Here is a 21,825-nt window from a genome sequence, read left to right as displayed (position 1 = left end):
GAAGGGGGCGCGGCGTTAGTTTGACCTTATCCTCCCCGCCTTTCGCGAGGAGGAATGTAGAATCAAGCGGATCAGGCCTTCGTATCCACAGAACCGCCGGCGCTGTCGCCATCGGCGTCGGCGTAGGGATTGGCGGCCGTGGCCGCCGCGGGCTCGGCGGCAGCGCCCTTGGCCGCCACCACGACCATCGCCGGACGCACGATCCGGCCGTGCAGTTCATAGCCGGCCTGCAGGGTCCGGATCACCGCGCCGGGAGCGACGCCTTCGCCGGGCGCCTCCATCATCGCCTGGTGCTGGTGCGGGTCGAACTTGCCGCCCTTTTCCGGCTCGATGCGCTTGAGGCCGTTGCGCTCGAACGCGGACTGCAGCTCCTTCTGGGTCATCTCGACGCCGACGACGAAGTTCTTGACCACCTGGTCGTCGAAGTCGCGCGGCGCATGCGTCGTGGCGGCCGAGAGGTGGTCGGCGACGGCGAACAGGTCGCGGGCGAACTTCTGGATGGCGAAGGCGCGCGTGTCGTTGGCCTCGCGCTCGGCGCGGCGGCGAACGTTGTCGGCCTCGGCGGCGTAGCGCAGGATCTGGTCCTTCAGCGCGGCGACCTCGACCTTGAGGGCCTCGACGTCGGCTTCGGCGGCTTCCTCGGCGGTTTCGATCTCGAGTTCGTGGTCGTGATCGTGGCCGTTGGCGGCGGTTTCGTCAGTCATACTCGTCTATCCGTCCAGCATGCGGCCCAGGACCCGCGCGGTGTAGTCCACCAGCGGGATGACCCGGGCATAGTTGAGGCGGGCGGGCCCGATCACGCCGATCGCGCCCAGCACCTTCTGTCGGCCCGTCATATAGGGCGCCGCGATCACGGCGGAACCCGAAAGCGAGAAAAGACGCGTTTCGGCGCCGATGAAAATCCGCACACCCTGGGCGTCCCGGACCCCGTCCAGCAAACCGATCAGCTGCTCTTTCTGTTCCAGGTCGTCGAACAGCTTCTGCACCCTGGCCAGATCGCCGGCCGTGGCGGGGTCGTTCAGCAGATTGGCGCGACCCCGGACAATCAGGGCGCGGTCGGCGTCGTCGCCGCCGCCCCAGGCGGCCAGCCCGTCCTCGACAAGGCGAGCGGCTGTCTTGTCCAGCTCGGTGCGGGCCTGGTCCAGTTCGGCGCGGATCTCGGTCCCGGCCTGGGCCAGGGTGCGGCCCTTGAGCCGGGCGGCGAGGAAATTGGACGCCTCCTGCAGCGCCGACGGCGTCAGGCCCGGCGACAGGCGCATCAGCCGGTTCTCGACCTGGCCGTCCTCGAAGACCATCACGGCCAGGGCGCGGTCGGCGTCGAGCGCGACGAACTCGACATGCTTGACCCCGGCCTCGCGCACGGGGCTGACGACCATGCCCGCCCCGCCGGCGAGTCCCGACAGGATGGAACTGGCCTCGTTCAGCGCCTCTTCGAAGTTGCGGCCGTGGGCCGACAGTCGGGCGTCGATCTCGCGCCGCTCGCCTTCGCCGACGTCGCCGACCTCCAGCAGGCCGTCGACGAACAGCCTCAGGCCGGCGTGGGTCGGCATGCGGCCGGCGCTGGTATGCGGCGAGTCCAGCAGGCCCAGGCTCGCAAGGTCCTGCATGGTGTTGCGGATCGACGCCGGCGACAGCTGCACCCCGCCCTTCGACAGGGTGCGGGAGCCGACCGGATCGCCGGTCTCGAGATAGCTCTCCACGATCCGCCGGAAGATGTCCCGGGCGCGGGCATCCAGGTCGGTCAGGCTGGCGGTGCGTGAGGGGCCGCTGGTGAAGATCGGGGTCATGGGTCCTGCCGCAGGCCGGTGGACGACCTGTCGGCCAATAGGATAAGCGGCGCCTGCCCGTGCGCAACCCGTGCGCCGTTTCCAGGGACTTGACCATGCGACCTTCTGAACGCGCCGCTGACCAGATGCGCGCCGTGACCCTCGAAACCGGCGTCAACCGCTATGCGGAGGGCTCGTGCCTTGTGACGTTCGGCCACACCAAGGTGCTGGTGACCGCCAGCGTCGACGAGGGCGTGCCGGGCTGGATGCGCGGCAAGGGCGCGGGCTGGGTCACGGCCGAGTACGGCATGCTGCCCCGGGCCACCCACACCCGCGGCCGACGCGAAGCCGCCCAGGGCAAGCAATCCGGCCGCACCCAGGAAATCCAGCGGCTGATCGGCCGCTCCCTGCGGGCGGTTGTCGACATGAAGGCGCTCGGCGAGCGTCAGATCCAGATCGACTGCGACGTGGTCCAGGCTGACGGCGGCACCCGCACCGCGGCCATCACCGGCGCCTGGGTCGCCATGCGGCTGGCCACCCGCTATCTGCTGGAAGAGGGGGTCATCAAGACCGATCCGATCCTCGACCAGGTGGCGGCGGTATCCTGCGGCGTGCACCAGAACCTGGCGGTGCTCGACCTCGACTACGAAGAGGATTCGTCGGCTGAGGCAGACTCCAACTTCGTGCTGACCGGCAATGGCGACATCGTCGAGATCCAGGCCACCGGCGAGAAGCGCGGCTTCACCCGCGCCGAGTTCGAGGCGCTGTTCGGTTTGGCCGAAAAGGGCATCGGCGAGCTGTTCGCGTTGCAACGGGCGGCGGTGGGGTAGCTCGACCGGGGACATGTACCGAAGATACCTGTCCCCTAAACCAGGAAGCTCGATTGGGGGACACGTACCTTCGGTACATGTCCCCTAGGCCCCGCCGTAGGCGTCCTCGTCATCCTCCAGCTCCATGCCGGGGCCGGGTTCGAAGACGACGATGTCGCCGGGCTGGCATTGTAGCTCGCGGCACAGCGCGTCGAGCGTCGAGAAGCGCAGGGCGCGGGCCTTGCCGGTCTTGAGGATCGATAGATTGGCGATCGTCACGCCGACACGGTCGGCCAGTTCGGTCAGCGACATGCGTCGCTCCTGCAGCATGCGATCGAGGGTGCAGCGAATGGCCATGATACGCGCCCGCCCCTAGATCGTCAGTTCGGCTTCGTTGCGCAGGCGCGCGCCTTCACGGAACACCTCCGCCAGCACGAAGATCACCAGCACCGCGAACCAGGTCGTCAGGTTGAGCGATGCCTCGATCGTGCGGATCTCGCCCGGCGCGACCAGCTTCATGATCGCCGCGACGAGGAAGCGGCCGACCTCAAGACCGCCAAAGATGACGCCGACGAGGCGCAGGCGGCGTACGTTCTCGGGGTGGAAGGGGTCGCCCGCCGTCAGGGTGACGAAGATGCGCCGCAGGATGTCGACGATGGCCAGCACGCCGCCCATGTAGGCGGCGCCGGCGACCAGCACCGTCGCGAAGGACGGGCCGCGCTCGACCACGCGCGCCAGGCGCTCGCTGAAGGGAATCCAGCCGGCCAGCAGGCCGGGGTTGAAGCTGAACAGGAGGGTCACCAGCGCGAACGTCAGCGCGCCGCCGATGAGCACCCACAAGGCATAATAGACCACATCGAGAATGGTCTTCAGGAAGCTCGATACCGAGCCCGGCCCCAAAGCGCGCATGGCGCGATCCCCCTGTTACTCTTTCCGGTCCAGTCGTCCGGATCCCGCCGGCCGCTTCAGCCCGGGCTCGCCTCGCCGAACGGATGCGCAAGGCATCGGTTGGGAGAGGCGAGCCGCGGAGCGGCCGGCGAGGATGCCCTGATCGGGGCCCTCATAAAAGGGCGCCGATCAGAGCGAGTGGGAAACGAACAGCACCGCCGCCATGGGCAGAGCGGCGAGCAGGGCGGCGTTGACAAAGGTCATCGCGATCTTGTCGACGATGTTCGTGAGTTTTTGTGCGGACATGAGTCCCTCCTGTTTGTTGCGGTGCAATATGAATGTGGACCCCTCCACATCCAGCGGACCGACGTTGTGTCCCGTCCGCATCCCCAAACTAGGTATTTGCCGTTCTTCGATCAAGGGAATTATCGATAAACGATATTAAACTTGCGTAACATCATTACGCAGCCGTAATGCACTGCAGCATAAACGGACCGTGGCTTGCGCGGCGCGGGCATCGGCGCGAGGAAGGCGGCAGCAAAAGGACACTCCCATGCCGCTGATCCTCCAGCCTGGAACCACCCTGGTCGCCGCGACCCACAACCCCGGCAAGGCGAAGGAACTGGTCGCCCTGCTCGACGGCCGGTTCGAGATCCTCGCCGCCGGAAGTCTCGGCCTGCCCGAGCCCGACGAGACCGAATCGACGTTCACCGGCAACGCGCTGCTCAAGGCTCGGCATGCGGCGCAGCTCAGCGGCAGGATCGCCCTGGCCGACGACTCGGGCCTGTCCGTGGCGGCGCTGGACGGCTCACCCGGAATCTTCTCCGCCCGCTGGGCCGGCCCGGGCAAGGACTTCGGCGTGGCCATGGCCAAGGTTGAGGAGCGGCTGATCGAAACGGGCTCGGCCGACCGGTCGGCCTGGTTCACCAGCGCCCTGGCCGTGGCCTGGCCGGACGGCCCCGCCGTGGTCGTCGAGGGCCGCGTCGACGGTCAGCTGGTGTTCCCGGGACGCGGCGATCGGGGCTTCGGCTACGATCCGATCTTCGTGCCCGACGGCCACAGCGAAACGTTCGGCGAAATGGACCCGGCGCAGAAGGACGCCATGAGCCACCGCGCCCGCGCCTTCGAATTGCTGAAAGCCGCCCTGTTTTGACCGGGCCTGAGCCGCTGGGCGTCTACATCCACTGGCCCTACTGCGCGAAGATCTGCCCCTACTGCGACTTCAACGTCGTGCGCGACCGCAAGCAGGCCGAGCAGGCCGATCTGGCGGCCGCCATCCTGAGGGATCTCGAGGCGCAGCGTGCCCTGACCGGGCCACGACGGCTGGCCTCGGTGTTTCTCGGCGGCGGCACACCCTCGTTGATGGATCCCGCTTGGGCGGCCGACATCGTCGCCACCGCACGCCGGCTTTGGGACGCGGAGCCGGACCTCGAAGTCAGCCTTGAGGCCAACCCCACAGACGCCGAGTCCGGACGGTTCGCCGGCTTCGCCGACGCCGGCGTGACACGTCTGTCGCTGGGCCTGCAGTCGTTCGACGACGACGCGCTCCGGTTCCTGGGCCGCAACCACGACGCCGCAGAAGCCCGTCGCGCCGCCGCGCTGGCGGCGATGACGTTTCCGCGCCTGTCGGTCGACATGATCTACGCCCTGCCCGGCCAGACCGTCGACGCCTGGCGCGAGCAGCTGACCCGGGCCATCGCGCTCGGAGCCGAGCACATCTCGCCCTACCAGCTGACCATCGAGGCGGGCACGGCCTTTGACCGCGCTGTCGGGCGCGGGCTGTTCAGGCCGGCCGACGACGAAACGGGCGCGGCGCTTTACGACACGACCCAGACAGTGCTCGAAGCGGCCGGATTTGATGCTTACGAGGTGTCCAACCACGCCCGCGGAGAGGCGGCACGGTCGCGTCACAACCTGATCTACTGGCGCGGCCAGGACTACGTCGGCGTCGGCCCCGGCGCCCATGGCCGGCTGGTCCTGCACGGCGCGCGAACGGCGACGGAGGCGGCGTCGAAAGTCGGCGACTACATCCGCGATGTCGCCGAGACGGGCCTCGGCTTCCGCGAACCGGAAGCGCTGTCGCCGGTCGACCGCGCCGAGGAGCGACTGTTGATGGGCCTGCGGACGGATGAAGGCGTCGGGTTTGAAGAGCTGACCGCGCTCGGGCTGACGGCCGCGCATCCTGCGGTGACGGGGCTCGTCGCCGAAGGCCTGCTGGCGCCAGACCCGGACCGGTTGAGGGCGACCCGAGCCGGCCGTGTCATGCTCGACGGCGTGACGCGGGAGTTGATCCTGAAAAGCTAGTCTCAATTCCTCTCCCCGAGGGAGAGGTGGCCTGGCGGAGCCAGGTCGGAGAGGGAGTCGCCGGGACGGATCTTTGATCACCGGCTTCTCCCTCTCAGTCACCGCTCCGCGGCGACAGCTCTCCCTCCGGGAGAGCGGAGACCTAGCCCATCGTCGGGATGACGAAGCTCGAATCCCCGACCTCGCCTTCGGGCCAGCGCGCCGTGATGGTCTTGACCTTGGTCCAGAACTTCACGCCTTCCATGCCGTGCTGGTTGGTGTCGCCGAAAGCGCTGCGCTTCCAGCCGCCGAAGGTGTGATAGGCGACCGGCACGGGGATCGGCACATTGATGCCGACCATGCCGACCTGGACGCGGTTGGCGAACTCACGGGCGGCGCGGCCACTGCGGGTGAAGATGGCCACCCCGTTGCCGTACTGGTGCTTGCTGGGGAGCTCGACCGCTTCCTCGAACGTCTCGGCGCGAACCATCTGCAGCACCGGACCAAAGATTTCCTCGTGATAGGTCTTCATGCCGGGCTTCACCCCGTCGAAGAAGCTCGGGCCGATGAAGAAGCCCTGCTCATAGCCCTGCAGCTTGAAGTCGCGACCGTCGACGACCAGTTCGGCGCCTTCGTCCTTACCGATCTGGATGTAGTCGGCGATCTTCTGGCGGTGGGCGGCGGAGACCACCGGGCCATACTGGGCGTCGGTGTCGTTGGAGAGGCCGACCTTGAGGCTGTCGATCTCGGCGACCATCCGCTCGCGCAGTTCGTCGGCGATCTTCTTGCCGACCGGGACCACCACCGGCAGCGCCATGCAGCGCTCGCCGGCCGATCCGAAGGCGGCGCCAGACAGATCCTTGACCACCTGATCGAGGTCGGCGTCGGGCATTATGATGCCGTGGTTCTTGGCCCCGCCCATGGCCTGGACGCGCTTGTTGTGCAGCGTGCCCTGGGAATAGACGTAGTGGGCGATGTCGCTGCTGCCGACGAAGCTGACGGCCTTGATGTCGGGATGCTGCAGGATGGCGTCGACGCTGACCTTGTCGCCGTGGACTACATTCAGCACGCCGGCCGGAGCGCCGGCCTCCATCATCAGCTCGGCCAGACGGACCGGCACGGACGGGTCCTTCTCCGAGGGCTTGAGGATGAACGTGTTGCCCACGGCGATGGCCACGCCGAACATCCACATCGGGATCATGGCGGGGAAGTTGAACGGGGTGATGCCGGCGACCACGCCCAGCGCCTGGCGCATGGAATAGACGTCGATGCCCGGGCCGGCTCCCTCGGTGTATTCGCCCTTCAGGGCGTGGGGGATGCCGCAGGCGAACTCGATGACTTCGAGGCCGCGCTGGATGTCGCCCTTGCTGTCGGCGATGACCTTGCCGTGCTCGCTGGACAGCAGCTCGGCCAGGTCCTGCATGTTGGCCTCGACCAGCCGCTTGAACTCGAACATCACCCGCGCGCGGCGCTGGGGATTGGTCGCTGACCAGGCGGAGAAGGCGGCCTGGGCCGCCGCGACCGCCGTGTCGAGCTCGGCCGGCGTGGCCAGCTGGACCCGCGCCTGGATTTCGCCGGTGTTGGGATTGAACACGTCGCCGAAGCGGCCGGAGGCGCCCTCGAAGGTCGAACCGTTCACGAAATGGCGGATATCCCGCATGGTGATCTCCCGGGGGCTCAGATGAGGCGGGCGTTTTATGCCCTCTCGTCCTGGTCGGCTAGGCCGGATTGCGCAATGACGTCGGGCCGCTAAAGTTCCGCTCATGTCCGACGCCGCGATGTCCCGCCCAGAGTCGCTCGCCCCGGCCCGTCCGGGGCACATCGTCGACGTGCTGATCGAGGAGCGGGCGCCGAAGCTGTCGCAGTCGGCCCTCTGGCCTGTCATGCGGCCCCTGCTCTACACCTTACTGGGCTATCGCAAGGCGCGGGCCATGGCGGACGCCATCGCGCCGATGGGTGGCAAGGCGGCGCTGGATTTCGTCTCGGACCTGCTGGGCATCGACGTCGCGGTGACCGGACTGCATCGGCTGCCCCGCGAGGGCCGGCTGGTCATCGTCGCCAACCACCCCACCGGCATCGCGGACGGGGTCGCGGTCTATGACGCCCTCAAGGCCGTGCGGCCGGACATCATCTTCTACGCCAACTCCGACGCTCACCGGGTGTGCGCGCAGTTCGACGAGACCCTGATCCCGGTGGAGTGGGTCGCCGCCAAACGCACGCGCGACCGCACCCGCCTGACCCTGACGATGACCCGGGAGGTGCTGGAAGCGGAGCGTGCGCTGATGGTGTTTCCGGCGGGCAGACTGGCGCGTCGCGACGCCAACGGCGTGCTCACCGACCCGGCCTGGATGCCGACGGCGATCTCCGTGGCGGTCAAGTACGGCGCGCCCATTGTGCCGATCCATGTGGAGGGACCCTGGGCGACCCTGTTCCACTTCTTCGACCGGTTCTCGCCGGAGCTGCGGGACATCACCCTGTTCCACGAACTGCTCAACAAGTCCGGACGGAGGTTCCGGCTTACGATCGGCCGTCCCATAGCGCCGGACAGGCTGAATTCCGACGCGGCCGTCGCCAGCGCGGCCATCAAGGCCTATGTGGAGCGAACCCTGCCGTTCGAGCCCGATCGCCCCTTCGCATGATGCTTCCCGCCGAGATCGACCTGCCTGACGAGGCGGCGACGTCGCGTCTCGGCGCGGCGCTGGCCGGCGTGCTGCGCGATGGCGAGGCCATCTGCCTGTCCGGGCCGCTGGGGGCCGGGAAGTCGACGCTCGCCCGCGCGCTCGTGAGAACCCTGACGACGCCTGACGAAGACGTCCCCAGCCCGACCTTTACCCTGGTCCAGTTCTACGAAGCCGCCGCCTTCCCGCTGGCGCACTTTGATCTTTACCGGCTGACCAGTCCCGATGAGGCCTTCGAGATCGGTCTGGACGAGGCGCTTGATGAGGGTGCGGCGCTGATCGAATGGCCGCAACGGCTTGAGGGGCGGCTGCCGCCCGACCGACTCGATATAGAGATTGGCCTCGAGGACGGGGGTGAAGCGCGCAGGGCGCGGCTGACCCCTCATGGCGCATGGAAGGGACGGACGCTTGAGTTCTGAGCGGGAGGCCGCCAAGGCCGCTTTTCTGAAGGCCCACGGTTTCGGCGACGCGCGCCGTGAGCTGATGAGCGGCGACGCCTCCACCCGGGTCTACGAGCGACTGCACCTGCCGGATGGCTCCAGCCGCATCTTCATGGACCAGCCGCCGAGGGCCGAGACCGCGCCCTGCCCGCCCGGTGCGACCCGGGACGAGCGCCTCGCCCTTGGCTTCAACGCGGCCTACCGGCTGGCGTCGGGCCGGGTCGACGCCTTCGTCGCCTGCGCCCGCTATCTGAAATCGCTCGGCCTTTCCGCCCCCGAGGTCGAGGCCTTCGACGCGGTCCAGGGTCTGGCCGTGCTCGAGGACCTCGGCGACGACCTCTATGCCGACCATATCGCCCGTCAGGGCGACGAGGCCCCGCTCTACGACGCCGCCATCGACGCCCTGACAGTGCTGCACGCAGCCCGGCCGCCGGAGGTGCTCGCATTCGACGGCGTCAGCTGGCCTCTGCTGGCCTACGACGACCTGGCCCTGGTCAGCGCGGCCGATCTGTTCACCGAATGGCTGCCGAAGTTGCGGCCGGCCTTCGCGCCCGACGCGGCGGCGCTGGCCGAGTGGGACACGCTGTGGACGCCGATCCGCGCCCGGGCCGAGGCTTCGGCGGAGGTCTTCTGCCACCGCGACTATCACGCCGAGAATCTGATCTGGCTGCCGGACCGCCAGGGCGCCGCGCGGGTCGGGCTGATCGACTTCCAGGACGCCGTCCGGGCGAACTGCATGTGGGACCTGTCGATGCTGTTGCATGACGCGCGCCGCGACGTCTCGCCGGAGCGGGAAGCGGCGGCGCTGGAGCGCTATTTCGCCGCCCATCCGGGGCTCGACCGTCAGCAGCTGCTGAGCGACTACCACGCCCTGGGGGCCCTGAATGTCGCCCGGATCATCGGCATCTTCGCCCGACTGGTGACGCGCGACGGCAAGCCGAAATACGAGAGCTTCCTGCCCCGGCTGTGGCGCTATCTGGACAGCTGCCTGGCGGACCCGTCGATGACCGGCATGAAGGCCTGGTTCGACCGCCATGTGCCGGCGGAGGCAAGGGCATGACCGTTCCGAAGACCGCCATGGTTCTGGCCGCGGGCCTTGGCACCCGCATGCGCCCGCTGACCAACGACCGGCCCAAGGCGCTGGTCGAGGTCGGCGGCCGGGCCCTGATCGATCACATGCTCGACCGGCTGGCCGAGGTCGGGGTCGAGACGGCCGTGGTCAATGTGCACGCCTTCGCCGACCGGCTGGAGGCGCACCTCAGGGCTCGCAACGCCACGGGCGTCATGCCGCGCCTGATCATCTCCGACGAGCGGGCGGAGCCGCTGGAGACCGGCGGCGGCATCAAGCATGCCCTGCATCTGTTGCCGGACACGCCGTTCTGGGTCGCCAACATCGACTCCGTCTGGATCGATGACGACGGGCAGGCGCTGGCGGCCGTGGCCGCCGCCTGGGACCCGGACCGCATGGACGTCTGCCTGCTGACCGCCTCGACGGCGGAGTCGATGGGCTTTCACGCGACCGGCGACCTGTTCATCTCGGAGACTGGCGAGGTTCGCTTCAAGGATCCCGGTGAGTCCGCGCCGCTGGTCTATGTCGGCGTCCATATCGCCAAGCCCTCCGTGGTCGCCGATGGCCCGGACGGGCCTTTCGGCCTGCTGCCGATCTGGAAAACCCTGACCGGGTCAGGCCGCGTGCATGGCCTCGCTCCGAAGGGTCTGTGGATGCACGTCGGCGACCCCCAGGCGCGGGACCAGGCTGAAGCCCGGTTATCGGGATGAGCGCGCTGTTCGAGGGTCCGGCTCCGCGCTGGTTCTCGATCCCGGCCCACCGGCCCTTTCTCGACGACCTCGCCGCAGGTCTGCTCGCGGCGCTTCCCGAGCCGGAAGCCCTGGCGGGCGCGGTGGTTTTCACGCCAACCCGGCGCGGCGCGCGCGCCCTGGCCGAGGCCTTCGTCGGCGCGGCCGAGGGGCGTGCCGTGCTGCTGCCGCAGATCCGCGCCATCGGCGACCTGGACGAAGGCGAGCCGCCGTTCGAGCCGGGCGATCTGTCGCTCGACATTCCGCCGGCGATCGATCCGCTGCGCCGCCGTTTCGAGCTGGCGCGGCTGGTCGCGGGCCACCGGGCGCTGGGCCGTGACCTTGACGCCGCGGGCGCGCTGGAGATGGCCGACGCGCTCGGCCGATTTCTCGACGGCCTGCAGATCGAGGAGGTCGAGGACCCGGCGAGCAAGCTCGAAAGCCTCGTGGACTTCGACATGGCCGCCCACTGGCGCCGGTCCGCCGAAGTGCTTCGGGTGGCGCTGGAGGCCTGGCCCGCGCGACTGGCCGAGATGGGGCTGGTCGACGTCACCTGGCGACGGGTCCAGCTGCTGCGGGCGCTGGCCGCCCAATGGCGCAACCATCCGCCTGCGCATCCGCTGATCGCCGCTGGCTCGACCGGCACCGCGCCGGCCACCGCCGACCTGCTGACCGTCATCGCCGGCTGCCCGAAGGGCGCGGTGATCCTGCCCGGCCTCGACGAGGGCCTGGCCGATGACGCCTGGGACAAGGTCGACGACCAGCATCCGCAGGGCGCGATGAAGCGGCTGCTGGAAAAGGCCGGGGTCTCCCGCGCCGACGTGTCTGTCTGGCGGCCGGACGCCGACAGCGCCGGGCGCTGGCGTCGTCGTCTGATCAACGAAGCGCTGCGTCCCGCCGAAGCCACGGCCGACTGGCGCGACGTGCTGTCCAGCCTGCGCCGGGAGGGCGAGGCGGCCGGCGTCGATCCCCTGGCAGAGGGGCTCAAGGGCCTGTCCGTCATCCCGGCGCGCCACGAGGAAGAAGCCGCCGACGTCTGCGCGCTGCTGTTGCGCGAGACGCTGGAGACGCCCGGCCGCACTGCCGCGCTGGTGACACCGGACCTGGCCCTGGCCCGCCGGGTCAGCGCCCGGCTGGCGCAGTTCGGTGTTGCGGCCGACTCCTCGGCGGGCGAGCCCTTGTCCGGATTCCCCGTCGGCGTGCTGGCGCGACTGATCGCCGACTGGATGGTCGATCCGCTGTCGCCGGTTCTGCTGCTGGCGATCCTGAAGCATTCGCTGGTCACGCTGGGTCGCGAGGCCGAGACGTTGGGACCGCTGGTCACCGCGCTCGAGACGCCACGGGGTGCAGAGAACCAGCGCCTGCGCGGCGCCCGGGCGGCGGATCGCACGATCCTGCTGAACCGGTTCGCTGATCTGCCCGACGCCGGCGCCTTGCTGGACGATCTGCTGGCCGCGCTGGACCTGGCCGCCTTCCCGTTCGCAGACGGCCCGGCCGAGGTCGACGCCGCGACCCACGCGCTCGTCGAGGCCCTCGAAGCCCTGGCCGGACAGATGGTCTGGTCCGGCGGCGCAGGCGAAGCGGCCTCGATGCTGCTGTCCGGCCTGATCGCCAATGGCCGCGACCTGCCGCCGGTGACGGCGCGTGATTTCGCCGACCTGATCGGCGGCCTGCTCAATGAGGCCAGTATTCGTGCCGCGGGCGAAACCCATCCGCGGATCCGGATTCTCGGTGCGCTGGAGGCGCGGCTGATCCGTTCCGACAGGCTGGTTCTGGCCGGGCTGGAGGACGGCGTCTGGCCGCAGGGCGCGCCGGTCGACCCCTTCCTGTCGCGGCCGATGCGCGAGCGGCTGGGCGTACCCGCGCCCGAGCGGCGGCTGGGTCTGACAGCCCACGACTTCGCCCAGGCCGCCTGCGCGCCGGACGTGGCGCTGGTGCACAGCCTGCGCCGTGAAGGGTCCCCCGCCGTGGAATCCCGCTGGCTGTGGCGGCTGCGGACCCTGGCGCGCGGCGCGGGGATGGATCTGCCCGGCCGGCCAGAGGTGCTGGACTGGGCGCGGGCGTTGGATGCCTCGGGCGACTATGCGCCGGTTCCCCGGCCTGCGCCGGTTCCGCCACTCGCGGCCCGGCCGAAGGAATTCGCCGTCACCCGCATCGAAACCCTGACCCGCGATCCCTACGCCATCTGGGCGCGGGATATCCTCAAGCTCTATCCGCTTGAACGACCCGACGAGCCGGTCGAGGTCAAGGCGCGCGGCAGCGCAATCCATAAAGCGTTTGAGGACTTCGCCGAGGCCTGGACGACCGGCGAGCCTGACGATGCGCCGGGTCTGTTCCAGCACCTCTACGAAACAGCCCTGGTCGAGAAGGGTTTGCCGCGCGCGTCGCTGGCCCGCGAACGGGCGCTGGCCCGGGAGGCCGGCGTCTGGGCGACCCAGCTCGAGCGTGACTGCCGCGCCGACGGCCGCGCGATCCATGTCGAAAGGAAGGGCGTGCTGCCGCTCGACATCGGCGGCCGGGTGATCACCCTCACCGCCCGCGCCGACAGGATCGAGGTCACCGCCGACGGCCGCGGTCATGTGCTCGACTTCAAGACCGGCGGCGCGCCGTCCAAGGCCCAGATCGACGCCGGCTTCTCGCCGCAGCTGACCCTGACCGCCGCCATCCTGCAACGCGGCGGGTTCGGCGACTTCACGGCCGAGCCGGGCGACCTGACCTATCTGCGCGTGACCGGCCGCAAGCCGCCGGGCGAAGTGATCATCCGCAAGGCCTCCGGGCCCGACAGCGAGGAAGCCGTGGCCAAGGCGCTGAACGGCGTCGTCGAGCTGCTGACCCTCTACGAGGACCCAAAGCGCGGCTACCCGTCGAAGGTCGCGCCACAGTGGGTCAAGGAATACCCGGGCGACTACGACCACCTGGCCCGCGTGTTCGAGTGGTCGACCGGCGGCGAAAGCGAAGGCGGCGACGAATGAGCCTGCTCAATCAGACGCTCGCCGCCGATCCGACGATCAATGCTTTCGTCACGGCCAATGCCGGCACCGGCAAGACCAAGACCCTGATTGACCGGGTGGCGCGACTGCTGCTGCGCAAGGTGCGGCCCGAGGCCATCCTGTGTGTGACCTACACCCGGGCGGCCGCGGCGGAGATGCAGCACCGCCTGTTCCGCCGGCTCGGCGACTGGTCGGTCATGGACAACGACAAGCTGCGTGAAGAGCTGACCGCGCTCGCCGGGGCGGGCGAGGCGCCGGCCGATGACCTGCAGCTGTCCGAGGCTCGCAAGCTGTTCGCCAAGGCGCTTGAGACACCGGGCGGACTGAAGATCCAGACCATCCACGCCTTCTGCGAAAAGCTGCTGCGGCGCTTCCCGGTCGAGGCCGCGCTGTCGCCGGGCTTTTCCATCATGGACGAGGCGGAGGCCGCGCTGATCGCGCGCGAGGCGCGCGCCAAACTGGCCCACCGCGCGCTCGACGAGGAGGGCCTGGTCGCGGACGCCTATTCCCGGCTGGCGGTCGCGCTCGATATCGAGCGGTTCGAGTCCATGTTCCGCGCGTTCGAGGAACGCCGGGCGGCGCTGGCCGGCTATGTCGCGCGCTGCGGCGGCCTGGAAGGGCTGCCGGCGGCGATCGCGGCGGCCTGCGGTCTCGACGGGCTGGAGGACCCCGAGGTCATCGAGCGGGAAGCGCTGTCGCCGCCGGCGATCGACGCGACCGCGTGGAAACGCGCGGCCGTGACGCTCAGCCTGCGCAATGGCGTCACGGACGTCGCCTACGGCCGCCTATGCGCGGAGGTCGGCGAGTCTGCGGCGCTCAGACAAAGCCTGCCGGACGTCGTGAAGGCGCTGTTCTTCACCAAGGAGGGCGAGCCGCGGAAGAAGCTGTCGACCAAGGGCGTTGATGAGGCTGTTGCCGAGTGGCTGATCGCCGAGCAAGCCCGCGTTCACGACGCGCTCACCCGTGCGAAATCCGCTCGCGTGGCCCAGGACACCGTCATGGTGCTGGCCCTGGCCGCCGTCTACGCCCGCGAGTACGAGACCGCCAAGGCGGCCCGGCGGGCGCTGGATTTCGCTGACCTCGTGGAGCGCACCCGCGACCTCGTGGCCCAACGGCCCGACGCGGCCTGGGTGCTCTACAAGCTGGACGGCGGCATCGATCACATCCTCGTCGACGAGGCCCAGGATACCGCTCCTGAACAATGGGACATCCTCAACCGTCTGACCGCCGAGTTCTTCGCCGGCGATGGCCTGCCCAACACCCAGGTGTTGCCGCGCAGCCTGTTCGTCGTCGGCGACGAGAAGCAGTCGATCTACAGCTTCCAGGGCGCGGACCCTGACCGGCTGATCAGCGAAACGCGGCGCTACGACAGGCTGATCCGGGATGCGGGGCTCGACTCCCGCGTCGTGCCGCTGACCCTTTCGTTCCGCTCGACGAAACAGGTTCTGACCTACGTCGACGCCGTTTTCGCCGATCCCGAAACGCGCCGGGGCGTACCCGCGCCGCAGAACCAGGACGTCATCGTCCATGAGCCGTTCCGGGATCACGAGGGCTGCGTCGACCTCTGGCCGCTCGAGCGGGACGAGGGCCGCGAGGAACGCGACGCCTGGACCGACCCTCTCGACGCGGCCTCCACCACCAGCGCCAACAAGCGTCTGGCGCAGAAGATAGCCTCGGAGATCGAGGAACTCGTCCGGCGGGGCGACGCCGTTTTCGACAAGGACCTCAAGGCCTGGCGACCGGCCCGCTTCGGCGATGTGCTGATCCTGGTGCGGCGTCGCAAGGTGCTGTTCGAGGAGATCCTGCGCGAGCTGAAACAGCGCGGGGTTCCCGTGGCGGGCGCCGACCGTTTGTCCCTGTCGGCCCATATCGCTTTTGACGACCTGATCGCGCTGGCGCGGTTCACCCTGTTCCCGCAGGACGACCTGACCCTCGCATCCCTGCTCAAGAGCCCGTTCTGCGGTCTGGGCGACGATGACCTCTTCGCCCTCGCCTTCGGACGGGGCCGGGCGACCCTTTGGTCCGTGTTGCGTGAGCGGGCCGCCGAGCAACAGGCGTGGGCCACGGTGCTCGCACGGCTGGAGACTTTCCGCGACCTCGCTCGCGCCCACCGGCCATTCGACTTCTATCGCAGGGTGCTTGGGCTGACCGACAGCGAGGGCCGGTCGATGCGCGCGCGGATCACCACCCGCCTGGGGTCCGAAGCCGGCGATGTGCTGGATGAATTCCTCGCCCGCACGCTGGCGGCGGAAAAGCGCGGCCTGTTCGATCTGGAGCGGCTGGTGGCGGCCTTCGCCGACCTCGATGTCAGCGTGAAGCGGGAACTGGAAAGCGGCGCTGACGAGGTTCGGGTCATGACCGCCCACGGCTCGAAGGGCCTGGAGGCGCCGATCGTCTTCCTGCCGGAGACGACGGTGAAGTCCGGCGCTCACGGTTCCCCGCTGATGACCACGGCGGACGAGGGCTTCCTGTGGTGCGCGCGCACCGCCGATGACTGCCCCGCCAGCGCCGCCGCCCGCCAGCTGCGCAAGGACCGCGACGAGGACGAGGCCTGGCGTCTGCTCTATGTGGCCCTGACCCGCGCCCGCGACCGGCTGGTGCTCTGCGGCCGCATCGACGCCCGGACGAAGGACGAGAGCATCCGGGGCTGGTACGGCGCCATGCGCAACGCCTTTTCAAGGCCGGAGGTCGCGGACGCCGTCCGGCAGGTGCGTGCCGGAGACATGGAGATCCTGCGACTCGGGCCCGATCCCGTTCAGGTGGACGGCGCGACGCCGCTGATCGCGCCGCCAGCCCCCCTGCCCGACTGGGCGCTGCGGCCCGCGCCCGTCGAGTCCGCCGTCATGCGCTATGCCTCGCCGTCGCAGGTGGCCGAGCGTGAGCGGGGGCCCGCCCCTTCGCCGCTGGACATGTTGCAGGGCCTCGGCCGGTTCCGTCGAGGGGACCTGATCCACCGGCTGCTGCAGCTGCTGCCGGACGTTGAGCCGGCGGACCGCCGGGCCGCCGCCGCGCGCCTGCTTGACCGCGAACCGGACCTGACGCTAGTCCAGCGCGCTGAAATGACCACCGCCGCCTTCGGCGTGCTGGAGGATCCGGTGTTCGCCGATGTGTTCGGACCGGGCAGCCGGGCCGAAGCGGCCATCGCCGGGACCTCGCCGCGCCTGCCAGCAGGGCTGGGTGTATCCGGCCGGGTCGACCGGCTGTTGGTCCTGCCCGACCGGGTGCTGGTGGTCGACTACAAGACCAACCGCCCTGCCCCGGCCCGCATCGAGGAGGCCGACTTTGCCTATCGCGTGCAAATGGCGCTGTACGCCGCCGTGCTGGCGGAGATCTTCCCCGGGCGGCGCATCGAGGCGGCGCTGGTCTGGACCGATGGACCCCGTCTGATGCCGGTTCCAGAAAACATGATCGCCCGAACCCTCGACCAGCTGGTCGGTGGACATTGATAGGGAACGGCCCCGGGCCTACATCATTTGCTGAATGACGCGCGCCGCGTGGCGCCGCGAACAGGAGACTACCGATGAGCACCGTCAAGGTGACCGACGAATCCTTCGAGCGCGATGTGCTCCAGTCCGAAAAGCCGGTCCTGGTGGACTTCTGGGCGGAGTGGTGCGGGCCCTGCAAGCAGATCGCCCCCGCCCTGGACCAGATCTCCGAGGAACTGGCCGACCACGTCGTGATCGCAAAGGTCAACATCGAGGAAAGCCCGACGACGCCCTCGCGCTACGGCGTGCGCGGCATTCCGACGATGATGCTGTTCCGCGGCGGACAGATGGCCTCGATGAAGGTCGGCGCCATGCCCAAGCAGAAGATCCTCGAATGGCTGCTTGAAGCCGGCGTTCAACCCGCGGCCTAGATCGGCCAGGTCTCTTCTGTGGCCGCGAGCACCTCGCCGGCCAGATAGAGCGACCCGCAGATGACGATGTGCGGCGGGGGGCCGTCCCCCGCCAGCACGGTCTCCAGCGCCGCCAGGGCGCTTTCTCCCAGTTCGGCCTGAAGCCCAGCCCGCAGCGCCGCCGCCACCAGCCGGTCCGGCGGGCTGGCCGCGTCGGCCTCGAACGGCACGCAGACGATGCGCGGCTTCAGGTCCGCAAAGGCGGCGAAGAAGCCGTCGGCGTCCTTGTTGGCCAGCAGGCCGCAGATGATCGCCACCGGCCGGCCGTCGCGGGCGGCCATGTCGCCGACCGTGCGGGCCAGGGCCAGGGCCGCGTGCGGATTGTGCCCGCCGTCCAGCCACAGGTCCGCGCCCGCCGCCTGGGCGAGTGCGCCATAGGGGCCTTTCGTCAGCCGCTGGAAACGCGCGGGCCAGACAGCCGAGGCGAGGCCCCTGCCGATGGCCGTCTCGTCGATGCGCGCCTCGCGCAGCTGCAGCGCGGCGACCACGGCCAGGGCGGCGTTGTCGATCTGGTGAGGGCCCGCCAGTGCGGGCAAGGGCAGGTCGAGCAGGCGGTCCTCCATCTGCACCACCAGCCGGCCCCGCTCGGCCCAGGCGTCGAAATCGACGCCCAGCGCGGTCAGCGGCGCGCCGAGCGCCCGCGCCCGCGCCTCGATCACGGCGAAGGCTTCCCCGGACTGGCGGCCGACCACGACGGGGGGGCCGCGCTTGATGATTCCGGCCTTCTCGCCGGCGATGCCGGCTATCGTGTCGCCGAGGAACTCGTGATGGTCGTGGTCCACCGGCGCGATGACGCTGACGGCCGGAGGGTCGATCACGTTCGTGGCGTCAAGCGAGCCGCCAAGGCCCACTTCCAGCAGGCACAGATCGGCTTCGACCTCGGAAAAGGCCTGGAAGGCCGCCGCGGCTGTGATCTCGAAGAAGGTGATCGCCTCGCCCGCGTTGGCCCGTTCGACCCGTTCGAGCACGTCGGCCAGATGGGCCTCTGTGATCAACGTCCCGGCCAGCCGGATGCGTTCGGCGAACCGCACCAGATGGGGGGAGGTGAACACGTGCACGCGCAGACCGGCAGCCTCTGCGATGGCGCGCAGGAAGGCGACCGTCGAGCCCTTGCCGTTGGTGCCGGCCACATGGATGACCGGGGGCAGCCTGCGCTGCGGATCGCCCAGCGCCGCGCACAGCCGCTGCATCCGGCCCAGCGACAGGTCGATCAGTTTGGGATGCAGCAGGCGCAGCCGCTCAAGCGCGGCGTCGTGCGCTCGGAGGTGATCGCTCATGACCGGTGTTCCGTGCGGAAGGGGTCAGGCCGCTTTCGAACCGTTGCGCCCCATCATCAGGGTCTTGAGGATCGAGCCGAGCACGACCGGCAGTTCGTGGCGGGCCACGACGCGGTCGACCATGCCCTTTTCGACCAGATACTCGGCGCGCTGGAAGCCCGGCGGCAGGGTCTCGCGGATGGTCTGCTCGATCACACGCTGGCCGGCGAAGCCGATCAGGGCGCCCGGCTCGGCGATCTGGATGTCGCCCAGCATGGCGTAGCTGGCGGTCACCCCGCCCGTGGTCGGGTCGGTCAGCACGACGATGTAGGGCAGGCGCGCGCGCTTCAGCTCCTGGATCGCCAGGGTCGAGCGGGCCATCTGCATCAGGGAAAGCGTGCCTTCCTGCATCCGCGCGCCGCCGGCGGCCGTATATACGACCAACGGGGCCTCACGGCTGATGGCCAGCCGGGCGGCGGCGATGAAGGCCTCGCCGGCAGCCATGCCGAGCGACCCGCCCATGAAGGCGAAGTCCTGAACCAGCACAACGGTGTCGGTACCACCGATCGGGCCGGCGCCGATGGCCATGGCGTCCGGTTCGCCGGTCGCCTTGCGGGCAGCGGCCAGACGATCCTTGTAGGGACGCCCGTCGGTGAAGTGCAGCGGATCTTCGGGCACCTTCGGCGTGTCGAAGGCTTCGAACGCGCCGTCATCGAAGGTGTACCTGAAGCGCAGTTCCGGTCCGATGCGCATGTGGCGGCCGGCGGGCGTGACCCACCAGGCGGCTTCCAGGTCGGGCCGGTAGATCATCTCCCCGGTGTCGGGGCATTTGACCCAGAGGTTTTCGGGCGTCTCGCGCTTTACAAACGCGCCGCGTACGCCGGGCGCGATGCGGGCAAGCCAGCCCTGGCGCTCACGCGCATTCCCTCGGATCGGTTTGTCGTTCTTGGGGTCAGCCATCGCCATTGCTTCAAGCATCCCTGACTCGCGCCAAGCGCACAGCCTTAGCCAGCTCTGCCGCCTTGGAAAGAACTCTTTCAGTCACGTTTTCGTTCGCTCCGCCGTTCAGGGCGCCTTCGATTTCATCGACGAGGGCCGAACCGACCACGACGCCGTCGGCGACGCGGGCGACTTCGGCGGCCCCTTCAGGCGTCCGGATGCCGAATCCCACGGCGACCGGCAGGCCGGACGCCTGACGCAGTATCTGCACAGGCTGGGCCACCGAGGCGGCGACGGCTGACTTCACGCCGGTCACGCCGGCGACGGAGACATAATAGACAAAGCCCGAGGTGCGGCGGACCACGGCGGGCAGGCGCGCGGCGTCGGTGGTCGGGGCGGCCAGGCGGATCAGCGACACGCCGACGGCGTCAAGCGCATCGGCCAGGGGATCAGCCTCTTCCGGCGGACAGTCGACGATGATCAGACCATCCACCCCCGCGGCCGCGGCCTCGGCGGCGAAGACGTCAAAGCCCCGGAACAGCACCGGATTGAGATAGCCCATAAGGACGATCGGCGTGTCCGCGTCCTGCTGCCGGAAACGCGCGACCAGACCGAACACGTCGGCCATCTTCGTCTTCGCGGCCAGCGAGCGTTGCGCGGCGCGCTGGATGGTCGGTCCCTCGGCCATCGGATCGGAGAACGGCATGCCCAGCTCGATGATGTCGGCCCCGACGGCCGGCAGCTTCGACAGGATTTCGAACGAGGCCTCCAGGCCGGGGTCGCCGGCCATGATGTAGGTCACGAAGGCGGCGCGATCCTGCGCTGCCAGGGCCGCGAAGCGGGTCGTCAGACGATTGATGGTCAAATCGACATCCCCAGGGCGTCGGCGACGGTGTTGACGTCCTTGTCGCCCCGGCCAGACAGGGTCATGACGATGATGCCGCCCTTGCCGACCTCCTTCGCCACTTCCGGGAGCTTGGCGATGGCGTGCGCGCTTTCCAGAGCGGGGATGATGCCTTCAAGCTGGGCGCAGAGCTGAAACGCCTCAAGCGCCTCGTCGTCGGTGCAGGTCAGGTACCGCGCCCGACCGACGTCATGCAGCCAGCTGTGCTCCGGCCCGATGCCCGGATAGTCGAGGCCGGCGCTGATCGAATGGGCGTCGAGGATCTGGCCGTCGTCGTCCTGCAGCAGATAGGTCTTGTTGCCGTGCAGGACACCCGGCTTGCCGCCGGTCAGGGACGCGGCATGCTTGTCAGTCATCAGGCCATGGCCCGAGGCCTCGACCCCGAAGATCTTCACGCTCTCGTCGCCGAGGAACGGGTGGAAGGTGCCGATCGCGTTGGAGCCGCCGCCGACGCAGGCGACCAGGGCGTCGGGCAACCGGCCCTCGGCTTCCAGAATCTGCGTACGGATTTCCTTGCCGATGACCGACTGGAAGTCGCGAACCATGGCCGGATAGGGGTGCGGACCGGCGGCTGTGCCGATCATGTAGTAGGTGTCCTCAACGTTGGTCACCCAGTCGCGCATCGCCTCGTTCATGGCGTCCTTGAGCGTGCCCGCGCCCGAGGTGACCGGTCGCACTTCGGCACCCAGCAGATTCATGCGGAAGACGTTGGGCTTCTGACGTTCGACGTCGACCGCGCCCATGTAGACGATGCAGGGCAGGCCAAAGCGGGCGCAGACGGTGGCGCTGGCCACGCCATGCTGGCCGGCGCCGGTTTCGGCGATGATGCGGGTCTTGCCCATCCGCTGGGCCAGCAGGATCTGGCCCATGCAGTTGTTGATCTTGTGCGCGCCGGTGTGATTCAGCTCCTCGCGCTTGAAGTAGATCTTGGCCCCGCCGATGTGGGCGGTCAGCCGCTCGGCGAAATAGAGCGGATTGGGGCGGCCGACATAGTGCTTGAGGAAGCCGTTCAGCTCGCCGTGGAAGGCGGGATCGGCGTCGGCCGCCGCGTAGGCCTTCTCCAGCTCGAGCACGAGCGGCATCAGGGTCTCGGCCACATAGCGTCCGCCGTAGTCGCCGAAGCGGCCCTGGGCGTCCGGGAAGGCGGACCAGTCGTTAGGCTTGGATTGGGCGTTCACAG

The 21,825-nt window shown here is 69.2% G+C and carries 19 protein-coding genes; 10 read left to right on the top strand and 9 right to left on the bottom strand.

Features of this window, described 5'->3' with window-relative positions:
* Positions 1–71 precede the first annotated feature (71 nt).
* Both grpE and hrcA read right to left on the bottom strand, forming a co-directional pair.
* Positions 72–704, bottom strand: a complete 633-nt coding sequence (gene grpE / locus ACODSL_RS13595; protein WP_488901231.1) for a nucleotide exchange factor GrpE — start codon at positions 702–704, stop codon at positions 72–74.
* 6 nt (positions 705–710) lie between these two features.
* Positions 711–1,787 carry a heat-inducible transcriptional repressor HrcA gene (gene hrcA / locus ACODSL_RS13590; protein WP_488901230.1) on the bottom strand — a complete coding sequence of 359 codons (1,077 nt, stop codon included), beginning with the start codon at positions 1,785–1,787 and terminating at the stop codon, positions 711–713.
* A gap of 95 nt (positions 1,788–1,882) precedes the next feature.
* Here hrcA and rph point away from each other — a divergent pair, with 95 nt between their 5' ends.
* Positions 1,883–2,596, top strand: a complete 714-nt coding sequence (gene rph / locus ACODSL_RS13585; protein ID WP_488901229.1) for a ribonuclease PH — start codon at positions 1,883–1,885, stop codon at positions 2,594–2,596.
* Positions 2,597–2,680: 84 nt separating this feature from the next.
* Here rph and ACODSL_RS13580 read toward each other — a convergent pair whose 3' ends face one another.
* Both ACODSL_RS13580 and ACODSL_RS13575 read right to left on the bottom strand, forming a co-directional pair.
* Positions 2,681–2,932: a helix-turn-helix domain-containing protein gene (locus ACODSL_RS13580; protein WP_488901228.1), complete on the bottom strand. Its 252-nt coding sequence runs from the start codon at positions 2,930–2,932 to the stop codon at positions 2,681–2,683.
* A 15-nt stretch (positions 2,933–2,947) separates the two neighbouring features.
* Positions 2,948–3,484: a DUF2975 domain-containing protein gene (locus tag ACODSL_RS13575; protein WP_488901227.1), complete on the bottom strand. Its 537-nt coding sequence runs from the start codon at positions 3,482–3,484 to the stop codon at positions 2,948–2,950.
* Between the two features lie 532 nt (positions 3,485–4,016).
* On the opposite strand from ACODSL_RS13575, the gene ACODSL_RS13570 reads away from it, so the two are divergent.
* Together ACODSL_RS13570 and hemW are read left to right on the top strand one after the other, a co-directional pair.
* Positions 4,017–4,616: a non-canonical purine NTP pyrophosphatase gene (locus ACODSL_RS13570; protein WP_488901226.1), complete on the top strand. Its 600-nt coding sequence runs from the start codon at positions 4,017–4,019 to the stop codon at positions 4,614–4,616.
* Positions 4,613–5,767: a radical SAM family heme chaperone HemW gene (gene hemW, locus ACODSL_RS13565; RefSeq protein WP_488901225.1), complete on the top strand. Its 1,155-nt coding sequence runs from the start codon at positions 4,613–4,615 to the stop codon at positions 5,765–5,767. Before ACODSL_RS13570 ends, hemW begins: the two co-directional genes overlap by 4 nt.
* A gap of 142 nt (positions 5,768–5,909) precedes the next feature.
* Here hemW and ACODSL_RS13560 read toward each other — a convergent pair whose 3' ends face one another.
* Complete coding sequence (locus ACODSL_RS13560) at positions 5,910–7,406, bottom strand: CoA-acylating methylmalonate-semialdehyde dehydrogenase (RefSeq protein WP_488901224.1); 1,497 nt, start codon at positions 7,404–7,406, stop codon at positions 5,910–5,912.
* A 103-nt stretch (positions 7,407–7,509) separates the two neighbouring features.
* On the opposite strand from ACODSL_RS13560, the gene ACODSL_RS13555 reads away from it, so the two are divergent.
* The 7 genes from ACODSL_RS13555 (at position 7,510) to trxA (ending at position 17,507) form a co-directional block, all read left to right on the top strand.
* On the top strand, positions 7,510–8,385 hold the full coding sequence (locus ACODSL_RS13555; RefSeq protein WP_488901223.1) for a 1-acyl-sn-glycerol-3-phosphate acyltransferase: 876 nt from the start codon (positions 7,510–7,512) through the stop codon (positions 8,383–8,385).
* The gene (gene tsaE, locus ACODSL_RS13550) at positions 8,385–8,843 is read left to right on the top strand and encodes a tRNA (adenosine(37)-N6)-threonylcarbamoyltransferase complex ATPase subunit type 1 TsaE (protein ID WP_488901473.1); all 459 of its coding nucleotides are present in this window, start codon (positions 8,385–8,387) and stop codon (positions 8,841–8,843) included. The genes ACODSL_RS13555 and tsaE overlap by 1 nt, the downstream gene beginning before the upstream one ends.
* A complete protein-coding gene (amgK, locus tag ACODSL_RS13545) occupies positions 8,809–9,924 on the top strand; it encodes an N-acetylmuramate/N-acetylglucosamine kinase AmgK (RefSeq protein ID WP_488901222.1) in 1,116 nt (371 codons plus the stop codon). Before tsaE ends, amgK begins: the two co-directional genes overlap by 35 nt.
* Positions 9,921–10,643: an N-acetylmuramate alpha-1-phosphate uridylyltransferase MurU gene (murU, locus tag ACODSL_RS13540; protein WP_488901221.1), complete on the top strand. Its 723-nt coding sequence runs from the start codon at positions 9,921–9,923 to the stop codon at positions 10,641–10,643. The genes amgK and murU overlap by 4 nt, the downstream gene beginning before the upstream one ends.
* Positions 10,640–13,633 carry a double-strand break repair protein AddB gene (gene addB, locus ACODSL_RS13535; protein ID WP_488901220.1) on the top strand — a complete coding sequence of 998 codons (2,994 nt, stop codon included), beginning with the start codon at positions 10,640–10,642 and terminating at the stop codon, positions 13,631–13,633. Before murU ends, addB begins: the two co-directional genes overlap by 4 nt.
* Positions 13,630–17,097: a double-strand break repair helicase AddA gene (addA, locus tag ACODSL_RS13530; protein WP_488901219.1), complete on the top strand. Its 3,468-nt coding sequence runs from the start codon at positions 13,630–13,632 to the stop codon at positions 17,095–17,097. Before addB ends, addA begins: the two co-directional genes overlap by 4 nt.
* Positions 17,098–17,171: 74 nt before the next feature.
* A complete protein-coding gene (trxA, locus tag ACODSL_RS13525; RefSeq protein WP_488901218.1) occupies positions 17,172–17,507 on the top strand; it encodes a thioredoxin in 336 nt (111 codons plus the stop codon).
* Here trxA and ACODSL_RS13520 read toward each other — a convergent pair.
* The 4 genes from ACODSL_RS13520 to trpB are packed head-to-tail and all read right to left on the bottom strand — an operon-like array spanning position 17,504 to position 21,823.
* Positions 17,504–18,823: a bifunctional folylpolyglutamate synthase/dihydrofolate synthase gene (locus tag ACODSL_RS13520; RefSeq protein WP_488901217.1), complete on the bottom strand. Its 1,320-nt coding sequence runs from the start codon at positions 18,821–18,823 to the stop codon at positions 17,504–17,506. The genes trxA and ACODSL_RS13520 overlap by 4 nt on opposite strands.
* A 24-nt stretch (positions 18,824–18,847) precedes the next feature.
* Complete coding sequence (locus ACODSL_RS13515) at positions 18,848–19,768, bottom strand: acetyl-CoA carboxylase carboxyltransferase subunit beta (RefSeq protein ID WP_488901216.1); 921 nt, start codon at positions 19,766–19,768, stop codon at positions 18,848–18,850.
* Between the two features lie 4 nt (positions 19,769–19,772).
* Complete coding sequence (trpA, locus tag ACODSL_RS13510) at positions 19,773–20,606, bottom strand: tryptophan synthase subunit alpha (protein ID WP_488901215.1); 834 nt, start codon at positions 20,604–20,606, stop codon at positions 19,773–19,775.
* Positions 20,603–21,823: a tryptophan synthase subunit beta gene (gene trpB, locus ACODSL_RS13505; RefSeq protein ID WP_488901472.1), complete on the bottom strand. Its 1,221-nt coding sequence runs from the start codon at positions 21,821–21,823 to the stop codon at positions 20,603–20,605. The genes trpA and trpB overlap by 4 nt, the downstream gene beginning before the upstream one ends.
* Between the last annotated feature and the right edge of the window lie 2 nt (positions 21,824–21,825).

This window comes from Caulobacter sp. FG121 (assembly GCF_057809815.1).
This window is presented reverse-complemented; position numbering and strand designations above follow the sequence as displayed.

Bases quoted from the DNA above. Each gene is read 5' to 3' on its own strand.
- ACODSL_RS13575 (WP_488901227.1), bottom strand. From the start codon at position 3,484: ATGCGCGCTTTGGGGCCGGGCTCGGTATCGAGCTTCCTGAAGACCATT.
- addA (WP_488901219.1), top strand. From the start codon at position 13,630: ATGAGCCTGCTCAATCAGACGCTCGCCGCCGATCCGACGATCAATGCT.
- hrcA (WP_488901230.1), bottom strand. From the start codon at position 1,787: ATGACCCCGATCTTCACCAGCGGCCCCTCACGCACCGCCAGCCTGACC.
- amgK (WP_488901222.1), top strand. From the start codon at position 8,809: ATGGCGCATGGAAGGGACGGACGCTTGAGTTCTGAGCGGGAGGCCGCC.
- ACODSL_RS13520 (WP_488901217.1), bottom strand. From the start codon at position 18,823: ATGAGCGATCACCTCCGAGCGCACGACGCCGCGCTTGAGCGGCTGCGC.
- ACODSL_RS13580 (WP_488901228.1), bottom strand. From the start codon at position 2,932: ATGGCCATTCGCTGCACCCTCGATCGCATGCTGCAGGAGCGACGCATG.
- ACODSL_RS13570 (WP_488901226.1), top strand. From the start codon at position 4,017: ATGCCGCTGATCCTCCAGCCTGGAACCACCCTGGTCGCCGCGACCCAC.
- trxA (WP_488901218.1), top strand. From the start codon at position 17,172: ATGAGCACCGTCAAGGTGACCGACGAATCCTTCGAGCGCGATGTGCTC.
- murU (WP_488901221.1), top strand. From the start codon at position 9,921: ATGACCGTTCCGAAGACCGCCATGGTTCTGGCCGCGGGCCTTGGCACC.
- tsaE (WP_488901473.1), top strand. From the start codon at position 8,385: ATGCTTCCCGCCGAGATCGACCTGCCTGACGAGGCGGCGACGTCGCGT.
- rph (WP_488901229.1), top strand. From the start codon at position 1,883: ATGCGACCTTCTGAACGCGCCGCTGACCAGATGCGCGCCGTGACCCTC.
- addB (WP_488901220.1), top strand. From the start codon at position 10,640: ATGAGCGCGCTGTTCGAGGGTCCGGCTCCGCGCTGGTTCTCGATCCCG.
- ACODSL_RS13560 (WP_488901224.1), bottom strand. From the start codon at position 7,406: ATGCGGGATATCCGCCATTTCGTGAACGGTTCGACCTTCGAGGGCGCC.
- ACODSL_RS13515 (WP_488901216.1), bottom strand. From the start codon at position 19,768: ATGGCGATGGCTGACCCCAAGAACGACAAACCGATCCGAGGGAATGCG.
- grpE (WP_488901231.1), bottom strand. From the start codon at position 704: ATGACTGACGAAACCGCCGCCAACGGCCACGATCACGACCACGAACTC.
- ACODSL_RS13555 (WP_488901223.1), top strand. From the start codon at position 7,510: ATGTCCGACGCCGCGATGTCCCGCCCAGAGTCGCTCGCCCCGGCCCGT.